This is a genomic window from Paenarthrobacter sp. 10N417 (assembly GCF_056394745.1).
Genome location: NZ_JBFTIL010000007.1, coordinates 60,351 through 76,275, shown reverse-complemented (window position 1 = coordinate 76,275; position 15,925 = coordinate 60,351). Strand labels below are relative to the sequence as shown.

Genomic DNA, 15,925 nt, shown 5'->3' with positions numbered 1-15,925 from the left:
ATAGACTCGGATCATGCGGCTCATGATCGCCGGTGGCGGCGGATTCCGGGCACCCCTTGTGTACCGTGCCTTATGTACGGGTCCGTTCGCGGGACTGGTGGACGAGGTGGTGCTTTACGACGTCGATCCCGCACGTCTCGCCGCCATCGAAGCGGTCCTCCACGATATGCCCACCCCGGAAGGCTCCCGGCCCGCCGTCGTGATTTCCACGGACCTGTTGCAGGCACTCACGGGCACCAACGTGGTCTTCGCGGCGATCCGCCCTGGTGGAACGGAAGGCCGGATCGCCGATGAACGCGTGGCCTTGGACCTGGGGTTGCTGGGCCAGGAGACCACGGGCGCGGGCGGTATCTCTTACGCCCTCCGCACCATTCCGCACATGCTGGATCTCGCCGAGGGAATGCGGCAGTATTGCCCGGATGCGTGGCTCATCAACTTCACCAACCCCGCCGGGATGGTGACCGAGGCACTCGTGCCGGTGCTGGGACGAAAGGTCCTTGGGATCTGCGATTCCGCCGGCGGCTTGGTCCAGCGCGCGGCACGGGCTGCCGGTTCACCCCTTCATGAAGGAACGCTCGACGGCGTGGGCTACTTCGGGTTGAACCACCTCGGCTGGCTTTACAGGCTGGCGCCCGGTGGCCGGGACCTCCTACCGGACCTGTTATCGGATCGTGGGGCGCTCGAACGAATTGAGGAAGGGCGTTTGTTCGGCCAGCACACCCTGGAGAAACTCGGTTGCCTGCCCAATGAATACCTTTACTACTACTACGAAACCGAGCAGGCGACGGAAGCCATCCTGAAGCAACGCGAAACGCGTGGGGCCTCCATCCACCAGCAACAGAGCACGCTCTACCCTTCCCTGGTGGAATCCGCCAACGCCTACGCCACGTGGGATGCGGCCCGGCGCTCCCGGGAGGAAGGCTACTTGGCCGAGGCCCGTACTCACGGGGAGCACCGCGACGAGGAAGACCTCGCCGGGGGCGGCTATGAGCGCGTGGCATTGTCCGTGATGCGGGCTCTATCCGGAGGTGGGAGCGCCCAGTTGATCCTCAATGTCCCCAATTCACCCGTCTCCCCCTCCTCGGCTGGTGAGGCGGAAGTCGCCGTGCCCGGGCTGCCGGGGGACGCCGTCGTCGAAGTTCCCTGCGAGGTAACGCCCGACGGCGCCCTGCCGCTTGCGCAGGAACGGCCGGGTGGGCAGTTCCTCACCCTGATGCAACACGTCAAGGAAGTGGAGCGGCTGACGGTCCGGGCAGTGCGGGACGGTGACCGCGACGCTGCAGTGGAAGCCTTTGCCGCCCACCCGCTGGTAGGTTCGGCGTCGCTGGGCGCGCAACTCCTTGACGGCTACGAGGCAGCCTTCCGGGATCTGCGCGGGCTCTGGAAATGATTTGTGTGGGCTCCTAGAGCTTCCGGTACATCACATGCAGGCCGACGTAGCCGATTTCAGGATGGTCGAAGGCCTCAGGCACTGTGGCAAGGATGCGGAAACCCATCGATTGCCACAACCACACCGCGCGGACGTTGCTCTCCACCACAGCATTGAATTGCATGGAGCGGAATCCTGCCGCTTTGGCTTCTTTTAGCGAGTAGGCACACAGCGCCCGTGCAATTCCCTGACCCGAATGTTTGGAGCTCACCATGTACCCGGCGTTCGCCACATGACTGCCGCCACCGGCCTGGTTCGCATGGAACTCGCCGGTGCCCAGGACCTCGCCTCCGGGGTGCGGCCCGTCCGCAGTACGCACCGCCACAAACGTTTGGCCCGGCGCTTCCTTCATCCACTTGTCACGGGCAGCTTCTTCAGTGGTGTCGCGGTCCCAGGTGAAGGTCTCCCCCTCACGGATGATGGGCTCCATGACGGACCAGATACCGGGCCAATCTTCGGATGTGGCTGGGCGGATGTCGAAAAGGGTTTCTTGGCTCACAGCGCACACGCTAGCAGCCTTGTCCACTTAGCCGGGATTGCTTGTCCACATAGCCGGGATCGGCGCCATGTAGTGCTCGGCTTCAGGAGTAGTGTTTTCTGCAGGGCAAAAAGTGGTTTGGCTTCACAAGTTGGCTTCACGAAGGAGGAAAGTGTGCCGTTGATCCGGCGGGTGGCATTCCTTTCACTGCACACCTCCCCCATGGAGCAGCCAGGGGCAGGTGACGCTGGGGGGATGAACGTCTATGTGCGGGCCCTGGCCCTCGCACTGGCGGAGTCCGGCGTAGAGGTAGAGATTTTTACCCGTTCCACCAAAGCCGGCCAAGCTGCCGTCGAACATCCCGGTCCCGGTGTATGCGTCCACAACGTCCTGGCCGGACCGCGGCGGAAAGTCCCGAAGGAAGAATTGCCTGCCCTGCTCCATCAGATGGTGGAGCAGATCGATCGAATCCGGCACGAGCAACCGAACGGCCGCTACGACGCCATCCATTCGCATTACTGGGTGTCCGGGGTTGCGGGTCTGGAATTGTCTGAGCTCTGGGGTGTTCCGCTGATCCACACCATGCACACCATGGCGAAGGTCAAGAACCTTGTTCTCGAGTCCGGTGAGCGCCCCGAGCCGCGGCGTCGGGAGGAGGGCGAGCAGAGGATCGTTGATGGAGCTACCCGTCTCATCGCCAATACAGCTTCCGAGGCAGACGAGCTGGTCTCCCACTACGGTGCAGATATCGACAGGATCGACATCGCGCCTCCGGGGGTCGACCTCCAGATCTTCACGCCATCATTCCGTCGTAAATCCCGAGCCCAGCGCGATGTCAGGCCGGACAGTTTCCATATTCTGTTCGCGGGCCGGATCCAACGGCTCAAGGGCCCCCAGGTCTTCGTCAAAGCAGCCGGCCTCCTGCGAAAGCGCAGGCCAGACATCGATTTGGAAATGACCATTCTGGGCTCGCTCAGCGGCGCCAAGGACTTCAACCTGCAGCACATCATCGAGGAGGCCGGGCTGGCTGACATCGTCACGCATCGCCCGCCGGTTGTAGCGCCCGAGCTTGCCAGCTGGTTCCGCTCCGCCGACGTCGTAGTGATGCCCTCTTTCAGCGAATCCTTCGGACTTGTGGCCTTGGAAGCACAAGCGTGCGGGACTCCCGTGGTGGCCACCAACGTTGGTGGGCTCTCTCGCGCCATCTCCGATGGCCGGACAGGCATCCTCGTGGATGGTCACGATCCTTCCGACTGGGCTGATGCCCTTGAGGATTTGTACGACGACGTCCAGACACGCGAGGACATGGGCCGTTTGGCCGCAACCCATGCCGAATCCTTCGGCTGGCAGCGCACTGCTGCGATCACTTTGGAAAGCTACCGCGAATCTGTCAGCGGCCTGCTGGTCCCCCGGCGGTGAACCTCACGCAGTTACTGGCTGTTGACTGATAGATTGTCGCGCACAGCGCAGGCGGACGCGGAGCGTCTGCCCACACAGCGTAAGCACTAAGCCGAAGGACAACGATGTCTGAAAACAAGGGCCTGAGCGATCTTGAGATAGCCCATAGCGCCACCATCCTGCCCATCGAAGAGATTGCACGACGGGCGGGCATCAACGTGGACGCATTGGAACTGTATGGGCCTTACAAAGCCAAGATCAATCCGGCCAAGCTTGTGCTCCCTCAGGGCAAGGCGCCCGGCAAGGTAGTCCTCGTTTCAGCCATGTCCCCCACCCCTGCGGGCGAAGGCAAATCGACAACCACTGTAGGGCTCGCCGATTCCCTCGCCCGTGCCGGCCACAAAGTGATGATCGCACTCCGCGAACCCTCACTCGGGCCGATCCTTGGCATGAAGGGCGGGGCAACCGGAGGCGGCTACTCGCAGGTGCTGCCCATGGACGATATCAACCTCCACTTCACCGGCGACTTCCACGCCGTCACCTCGGCCAACAACGCCCTCATGGCACTCGTGGACAATCACATCTTCCAAGGCAACCACCTCGGAATCGACCCCCGCCGCATGACCTTCAAGCGGGTCATCGACATGAACGACCGCTCCCTACGGGAAATCATTATCGGGCTCGGCGGTCCCGCCCAGGGCGTACCCCGGCAAGATGGCTTTGACATCACAGTGGCCTCCGAAATCATGGCCGTTTTCTGCCTCGCCACGGACTTGAACGACCTTCGTGCACGCTTGGGCCGCATCACTTTCGGCTACACCTTCGACCGCCAACCCGTAACTGTTGCGGACCTTGGGGTGGAGGGTGCCCTGACTCTGCTCTTGAAGGACGCCATCAAACCAAACCTTGTCCAGACCATCGCCGGGACGCCGGCACTGGTCCATGGTGGGCCCTTCGCCAACATTGCCCACGGGTGCAACTCGCTCATAGCAACCCGGACCGCGCAGCAACTTGCGGACATCGTGGTCACCGAGGCTGGATTCGGCGCGGACCTGGGTGCCGAAAAGTACATGGACATCAAGTCCCGCATCGCTGACGTGGCACCGTCCGCCGTCGTTGTTGTGGCAACGATCCGGGCGCTGAAGATGCAAGGCGGAATTCCAAAAGACAAACTCAGCGAGCCCAACGTGGACGCTGTAGCCGCTGGGGTGGAAAACCTCAAACGCCATGTTGGGAATGTTGCCAAGTTCGGCATCTCGCCGGTCGTCGCCATCAACAAGTTCGCCACCGATACCGACGAAGAACTTCAGTGGCTACTGAAGTGGTGCGCAGCCGAAGGCGTGGAGGCCGCCGTCGCCGATGTCTGGGGCCGCGGCGGCGGAGGCGATGGTGGGGACGAACTTGCGGCGAAGGTGGCAGCGGCAGTGCAAGGGCCATCAAATTTCCACCACTTGTACCCGCTGGAACTTTCTGTGGAGGACAAGATCCGGACCATTGTGCAGGAGATCTACGGCGCAGACGGCGTCGAATTTTCTGTCCCGGCACAGAAGCGACTTGTGGACATTCAAAAAAATGGCTGGGGCGGGCTCCCCGTCTGCATGGCCAAGACGCAATACTCGTTCACGGACGACGCATCCAAGCTCGGGGCGCCAAAGGGATTCCGGGTACACGTGCGCGAACTCATCCCCAAGACCGGCGCGGGCTTCATTGTCGCGCTGACCGGTGCCGTCATGACCATGCCCGGACTGCCCAAGGAACCGGCAGCCATGCGCATGGACGTCGATGCGGACGGCAAACCCACAGGCCTCTTCTGACCTTCTCTCACATCGTGGCCGCTTTCCACCGATCCTCTATCACCTCCACCGGCATAACCACCGATCTTCTATCACCTCCACCCGGTCGCCAAAAGGGGTGCCGGTACGTGAGAGAGGGACGGGCGAAAAGCGTAAGGACGTGAGAGAGGGACCGGCGAAAAGCGTCAGGATGTGAGAGAGCATCGGAAGCACAAAAGACGCCCTCCCATGGGAGTGGGAGGGCGTCTTTTGTCAGCGCTCGGTCTTAAAGGGCGCGGGCTTTTGCGCTCGAGGGTTTAGCGCTCGATGTCGCCGCGGATGAAGGCTTCCACCTTGTCGCGGGCCAGGTCGTCGTTGAACTGCTCCGGCGGGGACTTCATGAAGTAGCTAGACGCGGAGAGCAGCGGGCCGCCGATGCCGCGGTCCAGGCCAATCTTGGCGGCGCGGATGGCATCGATGATCACACCTGCGGAGTTCGGGGAATCCCATACTTCGAGCTTGTATTCGAGGGAAACGGGAGCATCACCGAAGTTGCGGCCCTCGAGGCGGACGAAGGCCCACTTGCGGTCGTCAAGCCAGGCAACGTAATCAGACGGCCCGATGTGGACGTCGTCAGCGTGAAGCTCGGCCTCAACGTTGGAGGTGACAGCTTGCGTCTTGGAGATCTTCTTGGACTCGAGGCGATCGCGCTCAAGCATGTTCTTGAAGTCCATGTTGCCGCCAACGTTCAGCTGGTACGTGCGGTCCAAAGTGACGCCGCGGTCCTCGAACAGCTTGGCCATCACGCGGTGGGTGATGGTGGCACCGATCTGGCTCTTGATGTCGTCGCCCACGATCGGAACACCCGCTGCAGTGAACTTGTCAGCCCACTCCTTGGTTCCGGCAATGAAGACGGGGAGGGCATTGACGAAGGCCACGCCGGCGTCGATGGCGCACTGGGCGTAGAACTTGGCAGCCTGCTCCGAACCAACGGGCAGGTAGCAAACCATGACGTCTACCTTGGCTTCGCGGAGGGCAGCAACGATGTCGACGTCCTCCTCGGGAGCTTCGACGATGGTCTCGCGGTAGTACTTGCCCAAGCCGTCAAGGGTATGTCCACGCTGGACGGTTACCCCGGTGGCAGGGACGTCGGCGATCTTGATGGTGTTGTTTTCGCTGGCGCCGATGGCGTCGGCCAGGTCCAGTCCAACCTTCTTGCTATCAACATCGAAAGCAGCAACGAACTGAACATCGTTGACGTGGTACTGGCCGAACTCGACGTGCATCAGACCCGGAATCGTGGCCTTGGGGTCAGCGTCGCGATAGTACTGAACACCTTGGACCAGCGATGCGGCGCAGTTTCCTACGCCGACAATGGCAACACGAATCGGATGTGAAGACACGGAACTCCTTTTGAGAACTAAACCTCAGGTGCCAGGCGCAAACTCTGACTGAGCTCAGAGCACGACTGATTGGCACGGCGCCAGTTGGCGCACACTTGCATTGTAGCCAACAGAGAAGGGGCCGGCTTTGTTCCCGCCGGCCCCTTCTGTTTTATGTCTTTTCCCTCGGTTTACTTCTGCGCCCACAGATTGATGTCGGATTCGACGGCGAACTCGTCGATCGCAGTCAGCTCATCAGTAGTGAACTTCAGGTTGTTGATGGCACTCAGCGTGTCTTCAAGCTGTGCAACGCTGGACGCCCCAACAAGCGCGGATGTTACGGGAGAGCCCTTCGGCTGGTCACGGAGAATCCATGCAATGGCCATCTGTGCGAGGGTCTGTCCACGGCCTTCGGCGATGGCGTTGAGTCCCCGAACGCGGTCCAGCTTGTCCTCCGTCAATGCGGATTCAGAGAGGAACCGTTCCTTTGCGGCCCGTGAGTCGGCCGGAACACCGTTGAGGTAGCGGTTGGTCAGCATCCCCTGGGCAAGAGGAGAGAAGGCGATGGAGCCGGCGCCCACCTGGTCCAGTGCCTCGTAGAGGTTCGGCGAACCGTTCTCGGTCCATCGGTTCAGCATGGAGTAGCTGGGTTGGTGGATGAGCAGAGGGGTGCCTAGTTCCTTCAGGATCCGGGCTGCCTCGAGCGTCTGCTCGGGGGTGTAGGAAGAGATACCCGCGTACAAGGCTTTGCCGGACCGGACCGCGTAGTCCAGCGCCCCCATGGTTTCCTCCAATGGAGTTTCGGGGTCAGGCCGGTGGCTGTAGAAGATGTCCACGTAGTCCAGGCCCATGCGCTGCAGGGACTGGTCAAGGCTGGAGATCAGGTACTTGCGGGATCCCCATTCGCCGTACGGGCCCGGCCACATGTAGTAGCCGGCCTTCGTGGAGATGACGAGCTCATCACGGTACGGCTTGAAGTCGTCCTTCAGGTGGCGCCCGAAGTTTGTTTCTGCCGATCCATCCGGCGGGCCATAGTTGTTGGCGAGGTCGAAGTGGTTGACACCCAGATCGAAGGCACGGCGCAGGATGGCGCGCTGTTCGTCGAACCGCTTGTCGTCGCCGAAGTTGTGCCAAAGGCCCAGCGAGATAGCGGGGAGCTTGAGACCACTGCGTCCAACGCGGCGGTAGGGCATGGTTTCGTAGCGGTTTTCCGCAGCCGAATAAGTCATACGTACCATCCTGCCACTGCACAGATCACCGTGTTCGGGCTGTCCGCAATGTGGGCGCCGTCACCCTCGTCACTGCTCGCCTTGCTGGACACGCACGACGGCGGCGCTCCCACCGGGCAGGGTCAGCGAACCGTCGTCGAGGACTACTTCCGTGTCGGTTGCGAGAAGCAGGGACCCACCCATAGGCGAATCCAGCGGCTCGTCACCAAAGTTGCACACCACGCGGATGGCGCCGCGGGTCATCTCCAGCCAGTGCTCGTCGTCGTCGAACTCCACCGTGGTCGCGCCAAAACCTCCGTTCACCAGCTCCGGCGTATTCCTGCGCAGCTGTGCTAAATCCCGATACAGCTGCAACAGGCGGGCGTGGTCCCCGGCGCTGGGCTCGTCCCAGTCCAGCTTTGAGCGCTTGAAAGTTTCCGGGTCCTGGGGGTCGGGCACAACGGCAGGGTCCCAGCCCATTCGTTCAAATTCCTTGATCCGGCCCTTCGCTGTGGCCTCCCCCAATTCCGGTTCGGGGTGCGAGGTGAAGAACTGCCACGGCGTGGAAGCCCCGAATTCCTCGCCCATGAAAAGCATGGGTGTGAAAGGGGATGTCATGGTCAGCACTGCGCCGATCGCCAGCCGACCAAAAGATAGGGATGCAGTTAGCCGGTCACCGGTGGCGCGGTTGCCGATTTGGTCGTGGTTTTGCAGGCAAACTACCAACGCGGAAGGATGCGCGAGGTCGTGCCGGATCGGCCGACCGTGGTGGCGTCCCCGGAAGCTTGAGTAGCTGCCATCGTGGAGGAAGCCGTGCTCGAGGACCTTGGCGAGGACAGCGAGGGAATCGAAGTCCGCGTAGTACCCGGTGGTTTCACCGCTAAGGTTCACGTGCAGGGCGTGGTGGAAGTCGTCGCTCCATTGGCCTTCCAAGCCATATCCGTTGTCCTTACGGGGATAGATGAGCCGCGGATTGTTCAAGTCCGATTCTGCAATCAGGGTTTTGGTAACCCCGGTTTCCGCTTCGATCTGATCTCCCAGCGCGCCAAAGTCCTCAAGGATGTGCACGGCACGTTCGTCGCGCAGGGCGTGCACGGCGTCTAGCCTGAGCCCATCCACGTGATAGTCGCGGAGCCACATCGCCGCGTTCTCCAGGATGTAACGGCGTACCTCGTCGGAGCCCGGACCATCGAGGTTTACTGAATCGCCCCACGTGTTCCCCTCCCCGGATTTCAGGTAGGGGCCAAATTTGGGCAGGTAATTGCCACTGGGTCCAAGATGGTTGTAGACCACATCCTGGATGACGCCCAGGCCTGCGGCGTGGGCGGCGTCGACGAACCGTTGGTAGGCCTCCGGGCCACCGTAGGGCTCGTGGACGGCGTACCACAGCACGCCGTCATAACCCCAGTTGTGAACTCCGTTGAATGCATTGACCGGAAGCAATTCGATGAAGTCGACGCCCAGGTCAACCAAATAGTCGAGTTTCCCGGCGGCTGCGTCCAGTGTGCCTTCGGGAGTGAACGTGCCCAGGTGGAGCTCATAGATGACGGATCCCTTGAGGCTGCGCCCCTTCCACTCACCATCCCCCCAGTGGTAGGCGGCAGGATCGAAGGTAGCGGACAATCCATGCACCCCGTCCGGCTGCCGCCTCGAGCGCGGATCGGGAAACGGCCCCTCGCCGTCCACGATGTACCCGTACGCAACTGCGTCACCTTCCTGGCCAGTGACCTCTGCGGACGCGCGCCACCATCCTGTAGCGCCGCCGTCGTGGATTTGTTCCATGGCGTGCTCGCTACCTCCGGCGAGCAGCTTCACAGATCCGGCGTTGGGCGCCCAGACGTCATAACGGTTTTTTCCAGCAGCGTGCTCCAGCATCGTGTCCCCTGTGCTTGTTTTAGCTTGCGTTGCAGTGGCGGTGTTGGTTTGGGTGTTCGTGTTCAGCGGATCAGTCAGCGGGCACCAGCAGTGCGACCGGGTAGTGCTCCAGCAGCGTAGCAACCGCGACGGAACCGGCGTCGTACGTGGTCCCGGTCAGTTCGTCATGGCAGTTGACCGGCAAGTCGATGGCCGTATCCCGCCAACCGCCTTCACGGGCGAGGCGCTTGGGCAGCCGCGTGCCAACGGTAATGGCACCGGGCGCGTCCACACCGCGGCTGAATGCAACCACATGCTCAGCTGCCGCGCCGCTCGCGTGCAAAGGCCCGTAGCCGCCGAACAGCTCTGGCCGGTCCCGACGCAACCTGAGCGCCCTGGAGACCACCAGCAGTTTGGCAGATTCGTCCGTGAACTCAGGCCGCGCACCGGTATCGAGTTCTGCGAGCGCCGCGATCCGGGCTTGGAAGTCCACTGGCCGCCGATTGTCGGGGTCAGTCAGTGACCCGTCCCGGAACTCGGTGCCCTGATAAACATCCGGAACGCCGGGCATGGTCAGTTGGATGAGCTTGGCCGAGAGTGAGTTCGAGGTTCCATAAGGTTCGAGTTCCTCGACGAAATTCTCCAGCGCGGCAGCGACCTCGGGGACGTCAAAAACGGCGTCGACGGCGGCAGCCAAGTGACGCTCGAAGTCCAGGTTGGGGTCGGTCCAGTTGGTCGAATTTCCGGCTTCGCGGGCGGCCTTGAGCGCATACGATTGGAGGCGCCCACGATCGGCGGGCCAAGCGCCTGCAATGGACTGCCAAACAAGGGCGGCCAGCGGACCGTCCGGGATGGGCGCCAGCTCCTGGACAGTGCCAAGGAAGAGTTCCCATTCGGGGACAGATTCGGAAATGACCGAAATCCTGGCCCGGGCGTCCTCGCTGCGCTTGGTGTCGTGGGTGCTCAGCGTGGTCATGGAGAGCGGGATCTCTGCCTGACGACGTGCCATGCGCTCGTGGAACTCATCAGAGGAAAGCGCAAACTCAGTGGGATCGGCGCCCACTTCGGTGAGCGTCCCCAAGCGTGTGTAGCGGAAGAATGCGGTGTCCTCCACACCCTTGGCCATAACCATGCCGGAGGTCTGTTGGAAGCGGCGGGCGAGTTCCCCAGTGGTATCAGTCAGGAGTGGACTTAGCCCGTTCAGCACAGACCGGAGCCCCGGCCGATGTTGTGCTGCCCGTTCCATGGCTTCTTCCAGGATCTCCTGGCCGTGCGGAAGGTAGGTCCTGTAGACGGGGAACCAGCAAATAATCTCGGCCAGGGCATCGGCTACCTCGTCGCGCGGCAATTCCGGTGACTCGGGAACAAGCCGCGACAACCGGAGGATTTCAGACCTCAGGATGCCATCGGCGATGCGCCGTTTGGTCCCGTGGATCATGTCCGCATAGTCAGCCGGCTGGGCTGCATCCCGCAGCCGGGCATCGAGGGAGTCCAGGTATTCCTCGGCTGCTGGGTCAACGAACAGGCGGTCTACGTCCGCCAGCGCGTCATACCCTGTGGTGCCTTCGCAATCAAAGGTTTCCGGCAGTTTCTCTCCCGGCTCAAGGATCTTCTCCACCAGGAGGTATGCCCCGCCCGTCTCCTTGCGAAGCCTTGCAAGATACCCTTCAGGATCCGCCAGCCCATCGGGGTGATCGATCCTGAGACCATCCACCAGCTCTTCGCGGAACCATCGCACGATTTCCTCATGCGCCTCATCGAATACCCACGCAACCTCGACGCGGACGCCTGCCAGGGTATTGACTGCGAAGAAGCGGCGGTAGTTCAATTCAGCGTCCGCGCGGCGCCAGCCCACCAGTTCATAGTGCTGCCGCGAATGAACCTCCTGCGGACTGTCTCCAGCACTGAAGCTGCCCTCGGCCAACGGGAAACGGTGATCGTAGTAGTGCAGTTCGCCGTCCACCACAGTGAGTTGCCCAAGGTCGTCATCGCTGCCGAGCACCGGGATACGGATCTTTCCGCCGCCGAAGTCCCAGTCGACGTCGAACGCTTCCGCGTACTTGGACGAGCGACCCTCCTTCAGGAGCTGCCACCACCAGGCATTCTGTCCTGGCGAGGCGACACCCATGTGGTTGGGAACGATGTCCGCCAGGATGCCAAGTCCTTTCGAGCGCGCGGCCTTGGACAACGCAGCCAGACCCTCGGCTCCGCCACGGGCAGGATCCACGGACGAAGGATCCGTGACGTCATAACCGTGGTCTGAGCCTTCTTCCGCGGTGAGGATCGGCGATACGTAGACCCAATCGACCCCAAGGTTGTGCAGGTACCCGGTGAGTTCCGCGGCGTCCTGAAGCGTAAAGCTTTGGCGGATTTGCAGCCTGTACGTTGACACGGGGGTCCTCATGAGTCCGCCTTCTTCGAAGTACGGCGCCTCCGTGCGGGTTTTGATTCCGCAACGGGTGGATCTCCCCCGTCGGAAGCGCTGACCGCCTCTGCCCCATTCGTAGACCGAGCGTTCGTCGACGAATCTGTCCGCTTCGAATCCACCGCAGGAGCCGTGAGCGACGCCGTTTCGGGCGTGCTCGTCTGACTTAGGGCGGCAAGGGAAGCGGCCACAGAGTGGTCCGGCTCAGACTCTGGTGTGCTGTGGGCACGAAGCACCACGAGTGACTTCGCTGCGATCATCAGGATCTGATCCGCCTTCACGACGTCTGAATCAGCGCCTTCACCCCCGGTGTCGATCATGACGTCCCACGCAGGGGCATATTCGTCTGACGGCACCCGGAACCCAACTTCGTCCTCGTCCGCATTGAAATACAGCAGGAAATTGACGTCGGTGATCCGGCGGCCCTGAGTGTCACGTCCGTGGATACCGTCGCCATTCAAGAACACGCCAACGGAACGGCCCAGCGCGGTGTCCCAGTCCGACGGCGTCATGGTGCTGGCGTCGGCATCCAGCCATACGATGTCCGGAAGCCGCTCCCCCTCGCCTCGCAGCACGGGCCGTCCGTCAAAGAATCTGCTTCGGCGGAGGCTGGGGTGCTTGGCCCGCAAGGCGCTAACAGCAGCCGTGAACTCCACCAAGGGCTGGTCAACGCTATCCCAGTTGATCCAGGTGAGCTCGGAGTCCTGACAGTAACCGTTGTTATTGCCCTGCTGCGTCCTTCCAAGTTCATCGCCATGCAGGAGCATGGGAACGCCCTGTGACAGGAAAAGGGAGGCGATGAAGTTCCGCTGCTGACGGGCCCTGAGCCCTAGAACCTTGGGATCGTCGGTGGGGCCTTCAACGCCGCAGTTCCACGAGCGGTTGTGTGATTCGCCGTCATTTTTCCCCTCACCGTTGGCCTCGTTGTGTTTCTCGTTGTACGACACGAGGTCGGCCAATGTGAAGCCATCGTGGGCAGTGACGAAGTTGATGGATGCCACAGGCCGGCGGCCCGAGTGTTCGTAGAGGTCGGCAGAGCCCGTCAGCCGCGAGGCAAATTCACCAAGCGTGGAGGGCTCTCCGCGCCAGAAGTCACGAACGGTGTCCCGGTACTGGCCGTTCCATTCCGTCCATTGGGGCGGGAAGTTGCCCACCTGGTACCCACCCGGACCCACATCCCACGGTTCGGCAATGAGCTTCACCTGGGACACAACGGGGTCCTGCTGGATGAGTTCGAAGAAGGTTGACAGCTTGTCCACGTCGTAGAATTCGCGGGCCAGCGTGGACGCGAGGTCGAACCGGAACCCGTCCACGTGCATCTCCGTCACCCAGTAGCGGAGCGAATCCATCAGCAGCTGGAGTGAATGCGGACTGCGGACATTCAATGAGTTGCCGGTGCCGGTGTAGTCCATGTAGTACTTTTGGTCGTTCTCCACCAGGCGGTAGTACGCGGAATTGTCGATGCCCTTGAATGACAGGGTAGGTCCGAGGTGGTTGCCTTCAGCCGTGTGGTTGTAAACGACGTCCAGGATGACTTCGATCCCGGCGTTGTGCAGGGAACGCACCATGGCCTTGAAATCCTGGACCTGCTGGCCGGTATCACCCTTGGAACTGTAGCTGTTATGCGGGGCGAAGAAGCCGATGGTGTTGTAGCCCCAGTAGTTGTTCAGGCCCTTGTCCTGCAGGATCCCGTCATTGACGAACTGATGCACCGGCATGAGCTCGATCGCCGTGATTCCGAGTTTTTGAAGGTGGGAGATGACTGCGGGGTGAGCCACGCCAGCGTAGGTTCCGCGCTGTTCCTCGGGAACCTCTGGATGCAGCTGGGTAAGTCCCTTGACGTGTGCCTCGTAGATGACGGACTTGTGGTACGGAATCTTCAGTAGTTTGTCGCCGTCCCAGTCGAAGAACGGGTTAATGACGACGCCCAGCATCATGTGCGGTGCGGAGTCGGCGTCATTCCGGGAGTCCTGGTCCCCCATGTTGTAGGAGAACAGTGCCGGGTCCCAGTCGATCTGCCGGTGGATGGCCTTGGCATATGGGTCCAGCAACAGCTTGTTGGGGTTGAACCGTTGGCCGGCATCCGGGTTGTAAGGTCCGTGCACCCGATAGCCATATTTCTGTCCCGGTTGGACTTGCGGCAGGTAGCAGTGCCACACGTAGCCGTCCACCTCGCTGACATCTACGCGGACTTCCCCGCCGTCGTCGTCGAAGAGGCACAGTTCCACTTTCTCGGCCTTCTCGCTGAACAGCGCGAAGTTGGTGCCGGTGCCGTCAAAGGTGGCTCCAAGCGGATAGGCCGATCCAGGCCAGACTTCCATGCGTTCTCCTCTGGTGATGCGGATAACTTGCTGCAAGCCTACTCATGACCCCTGACACGGACAGTAACCTTACGGTCCTGTGCGGTCGTATTCCGCAGTCAGCGAACCTATGACGCTCGGTACCGCTGCCAAGATCGCCGAGGCTGTAAGGGGGCCACCATCAAAATCTTTCGACGCGATCGCGCCTGCTCGGCCATGAACACTGGCGGCAACCGCGGCCACAGCAGCCCAGCGGTCGTCCAGTTTCAAACCCAGGGCCGCGTACGCGCCGTCGTCGTCCTTGACCGAGTCCACAGATTGCGCCAGCAATGCGCCCAGAATGCCCGCCAGGACGTCACCGCTGCCGGCAGTCGCCATCCAGGCGGTGCCCTCGGACTGACTGAAAACAACGCCCGACGGCGAGGCCACCAGTGTGGTGGCACCCTTCAGCAGGACGGTGGCGCCGGTTTGTTCGGCTGCTTGCCGTACGAAGTGCAGGGGCCGGGACTCGACATCCTCGCGGGTCACGGCGACCTCACCCGTGGACGGAAGGGACGCCAGCAACGTGGCCAGCTCCCCAGCGTGAGGCGTGAGGATCCAATGCGCAGGACAACGCTCCGGCAGGATGCTCAGTGCTCCGGCATCGACGACGCATGGCAGCTCAGCGGCAATCGCTGACTCCGCGGCGTCCCCGGCACGTCCGAGTTGGTCCTCCCCGTCCACACCAGGACCAAGCAACCACGCTTGGACGCGGCCAGGCTCGTCCGTCTCCCACAGGGCCTCCGGCGTCCGCGTCAGAACTTGGCGTGCCGCAGATTCCGGCCCTACATAGCGGACCATCCCAGCGCCGGTCACTGCTGCCGCATGGACGCTCAGCACGGCTGCCCCGGCAAAACGAGACGAGCCGGCGACTACGCCCAGCACTCCACGGGAGTATTTATGGGAGCGGCGTCCGGGCTTGGGGAGCACGGATTGCATATCTGTGGCAGTAAGCCGGCGCAACTCAGGGGTAGCCAGGGAGTCTTCGATCCCAATCTGCACCAGAACCACGCGTCCCCCACAGCCTTCGCCGGGGTCTGTCATCAAACCGGCCTTGATGCCACCGAAAGTCACAGTGACGTCGGCGTCCAACACCGGCCAGTGGACTTCCCCTGTGGTCGCATCCAGTCCGCTGGGGAGATCGCACGCCACCACACAACGGGGCTTCAGCTCCTGAAGGGAAGCAACCAACTCCGCGGAAGCATCACGCAATCCGCCCCGCGCGCCGGTGCCCAATAGGGCATCGATAATGACATCGTCACCAGCGCAGAGGACGGCAAGCTCCTCGGCGTTGCCGGGATCCAGTTGCAACACACGGCCGCCCGCCGCCTGAAACGACACCAGCGCGTCAGGGTGGACTTCGGCTGAGGCGAGGACCGCCGTCGTCCGCATGCCACGGCGGGCAAGCATGGAAGCAGCGAAGAGGCCGTCACCACCGTTATTGCCTTTGCCTGCCAGAACCGTGACGCTGGCGCCGGTCAGCTTGCGCCGGGCCTTGACCACGCGAGCCACTTCCTGCGCCAGGCCGTAAGCCGCCCGTTGCATGAGAACAGCGCCCTCACCGGAGTCCAGGAGCGGTTGTTCCGCGTCCCTGATCTGTTGTCCGGTGAAGGCGCTGATCATCGTTATGTATAGGTCCG

Annotated in this window: 10 protein-coding genes; 3 read left to right on the top strand and 7 right to left on the bottom strand. The window is 62.1% G+C overall.

Annotated elements, in window-relative coordinates; translation table 11 throughout:
* The first annotated feature begins 13 nt into the window (after window positions 1-13).
* Window positions 14-1,390: a family 4 glycosyl hydrolase gene (locus tag AC1DCM_RS10345; protein WP_477518170.1), complete on the top strand. Its 1,377-nt coding sequence runs from the start codon at window positions 14-16 to the stop codon at window positions 1,388-1,390.
* A 13-nt stretch (window positions 1,391-1,403) separates the two neighbouring features.
* On the opposite strand, the gene AC1DCM_RS10340 is transcribed toward AC1DCM_RS10345, so the two are convergent.
* Window positions 1,404-1,937: a GNAT family N-acetyltransferase gene (locus tag AC1DCM_RS10340; protein ID WP_442004092.1), complete on the bottom strand. Its 534-nt coding sequence runs from the start codon at window positions 1,935-1,937 to the stop codon at window positions 1,404-1,406.
* 144 nt (window positions 1,938-2,081) lie between these two features.
* Between AC1DCM_RS10340 and mshA the strand changes: the two genes are divergently transcribed.
* The gene (mshA, locus tag AC1DCM_RS10335) at window positions 2,082-3,326 is read left to right on the top strand and encodes a D-inositol-3-phosphate glycosyltransferase (RefSeq protein WP_477518169.1); all 1,245 of its coding nucleotides are present in this window, start codon (window positions 2,082-2,084) and stop codon (window positions 3,324-3,326) included.
* Between the two features lie 104 nt (window positions 3,327-3,430).
* Entirely contained in the window at window positions 3,431-5,119 is a 1,689-nt protein-coding gene (locus AC1DCM_RS10330) for a formate--tetrahydrofolate ligase (protein ID WP_477518168.1), read from the top strand.
* A 275-nt stretch (window positions 5,120-5,394) separates the two neighbouring features.
* On the opposite strand, the gene AC1DCM_RS10325 is transcribed toward AC1DCM_RS10330, so the two are convergent.
* From AC1DCM_RS10325 to AC1DCM_RS10300, 6 genes are all read right to left on the bottom strand, one after another.
* Entirely contained in the window at window positions 5,395-6,480 is a 1,086-nt protein-coding gene (locus tag AC1DCM_RS10325) for an inositol-3-phosphate synthase (RefSeq protein WP_477518167.1), read from the bottom strand.
* 170 nt (window positions 6,481-6,650) lie between these two features.
* Window positions 6,651-7,688, bottom strand: a complete 1,038-nt coding sequence (gene mgrA, locus AC1DCM_RS10320) for an L-glyceraldehyde 3-phosphate reductase (protein WP_477518166.1) — start codon at window positions 7,686-7,688, stop codon at window positions 6,651-6,653.
* A gap of 69 nt (window positions 7,689-7,757) precedes the next feature.
* Window positions 7,758-9,542 (bottom strand): malto-oligosyltrehalose trehalohydrolase, encoded by a 1,785-nt coding sequence (gene treZ / locus AC1DCM_RS10315; RefSeq protein ID WP_477518165.1) that lies wholly within the window; start codon window positions 9,540-9,542, stop codon window positions 7,758-7,760.
* A 70-nt stretch (window positions 9,543-9,612) separates the two neighbouring features.
* Window positions 9,613-11,925: a malto-oligosyltrehalose synthase gene (gene treY / locus AC1DCM_RS10310; protein WP_477518164.1), complete on the bottom strand. Its 2,313-nt coding sequence runs from the start codon at window positions 11,923-11,925 to the stop codon at window positions 9,613-9,615.
* Complete coding sequence (glgX, locus tag AC1DCM_RS10305; RefSeq protein WP_477518163.1) at window positions 11,922-14,267, bottom strand: glycogen debranching protein GlgX; 2,346 nt, start codon at window positions 14,265-14,267, stop codon at window positions 11,922-11,924. The genes treY and glgX overlap by 4 nt, the downstream gene beginning before the upstream one ends.
* Window positions 14,268-14,336: 69 nt before the next feature.
* Entirely contained in the window at window positions 14,337-15,908 is a 1,572-nt protein-coding gene (locus tag AC1DCM_RS10300) for an NAD(P)H-hydrate dehydratase (RefSeq protein ID WP_477518162.1), read from the bottom strand.
* Window positions 15,909-15,925 lie beyond the last annotated feature (17 nt).